Annotated in this window: 1 protein-coding gene and 2 pseudogenes; 1 reads left to right on the top strand and 2 read right to left on the bottom strand. The window is 59.8% G+C overall.

Annotated features, from left to right (window positions below; genetic code table 11):
• Window positions 1–397 precede the first annotated feature (397 nt).
• Together trxA and ACQKQA_RS30290 are read right to left on the bottom strand one after the other, a co-directional pair.
• The gene (gene trxA / locus ACQKQA_RS30295; RefSeq protein WP_003206727.1) at window positions 398–727 is read right to left on the bottom strand and encodes a thioredoxin TrxA; all 330 of its coding nucleotides are present in this window, start codon (window positions 725–727) and stop codon (window positions 398–400) included.
• Between the two features lie 125 nt (window positions 728–852).
• A pseudogene (locus ACQKQA_RS30290) lies at window positions 853–1,047 on the bottom strand (FCD domain-containing protein); the annotation flags it as partial.
• Window positions 1,048–1,153: 106 nt separating this feature from the next.
• Between ACQKQA_RS30290 and ACQKQA_RS30285 the strand changes: the two are divergent.
• Window positions 1,154–1,606, top strand: a pseudogene (locus ACQKQA_RS30285) (exopolyphosphatase); the annotation flags it as partial.

Raw genomic sequence — 1,606 nt, 5'->3', positions numbered from 1 at the left:
TTGGGCCGGCAACCGGCTCATGGCCTGATGCTCGGAACAGGCCCAGACCAACGGCTCCTGCCACAGCAGCACCCCGGGCTTGCTGCCCATCTGTTCGGCCAATTCGAGCAGTTCGGTAATCGGCTTTTGCTTGAGTTCAGTCAGATTCATATAGGAATGACGTAATCATTTATGGAGGGGGGAAATTAAGCTTCTGGCTTAATGAGGCCGCGCCGCGGAGAAGGCGACAGGATCGCGTACTAATTCGAAAAGGAGAGCGTCGGCGACGGCTTGCAGGGGGCAGAGGAGAAACCAGTGCGGGGCCGAATGTAACACCTGAGTTTCTGAGCGTCTAGCCCCGAATAATGAAAAAGCCCCGCTATTTACGGGGCTTTTTTGAGGCCATTTACAACGTCAATCAGATGTTGGCGTCGAGGAAAGCAGCCAGTTGCGACTTGGACAGAGCACCGACCTTGGTCGCTTCGACGTTGCCGTTCTTGAACAGCATCAGGGTCGGGATACCACGCACGCCATGCTTGGCCGGGGTTTCCTGGTTTTCGTCGATGTTCAGCTTGGCGACGGTCAGCTTGCCTTTGTAGGTTTCAGCGATTTCGTCCAGGACCGGAGCGATCATTTTGCATGGGCCGCACCACTCAGCCCAGTAGTCGACCAGTACAGCGCCTTCGGCCTTGAGTACGTCAGCCTCGAAGCTAGCGTCGCTAACGTGTTTGATAAGATCGCTGCTCATGGAAGTCTCCAGTTGTAAGCAAAAAAACGTGGCCCATCATAGCCGCCCTTCCCGCGTTCAGGAAGCCGGAGTTGATTGACTCTCGCTATGGTGTCCGATGAGTTTGGGTATAGCTCAACCCGGGGCTACGCGGGGGTGACAAAGGCTATTCCGGTGCGCAGGGCCGCGCCCCGCACGTGCTCCTGCATGGCCTTTTGCGCAGCCCCCGAGGCGTGCCGGGCCAGCCCGCGCAGGATCTTGCGGTGTTCCTGCCAGGTTTCCATGGCCCGTTCGGGCCGGATGAACGGTAGTTTCTGGCTCTCCAGGAAGACCTTGGCGCTTTTGCCTGAGTTGCATTAAGGATCGCGTCTTCGGCCGCTGCCGCGCGTTGGCGCGAGCGGTTGATCGTGGCAGGATGACAAGGTTATCGACCGAGACCCCCAAACCATGCCGCAATCCCAAGCCAAGAATCTGTCCCTGATCGCCGCTATCGACCTGGGCTCCAACAGCTTTCACATGGTCGTGGCCAAGGCTCACCATAATGAAATCCGCATTCTCGAGCGGCTCGGTGAAAAGGTTCAGCTGGCCGCCGGGATCGACGAAGAGCGCCAGCTCAGCGAAGAATCCATGCAGCGCGGGCTCGATTGCCTCAAGCGCTTCGCCCAACTGATCAACGGCATGCCCCTGGGCGCGGTGCGCATCGTCGGCACCAACGCCCTGCGCGAGGCCCGCAACCGCGGCGAGTTCATCCGCCGTGCCGAGGAAATCCTCGGCCACCCGGTGGAAGTCATCTCCGGTCGTGAAGAAGCCCGCCTCATCTACCTGGGCGTGTCCCACACCCTCGCCGACACCCCGGGCAAGCGCCTGGTCGCCGACATCGGCGGCGGCAGTACCGAATTC

Origin of the sequence: Pseudomonas sp. NPDC089530 (assembly GCF_050280705.1) — a bacterium.
Taxonomy (GTDB): Bacteria; Pseudomonadota; Gammaproteobacteria; order Pseudomonadales; family Pseudomonadaceae; genus Aquipseudomonas.
The sequence above is the reverse complement of the archived record's forward strand: the minus strand, read 5'-3'. Positions and strand labels throughout refer to the sequence as shown.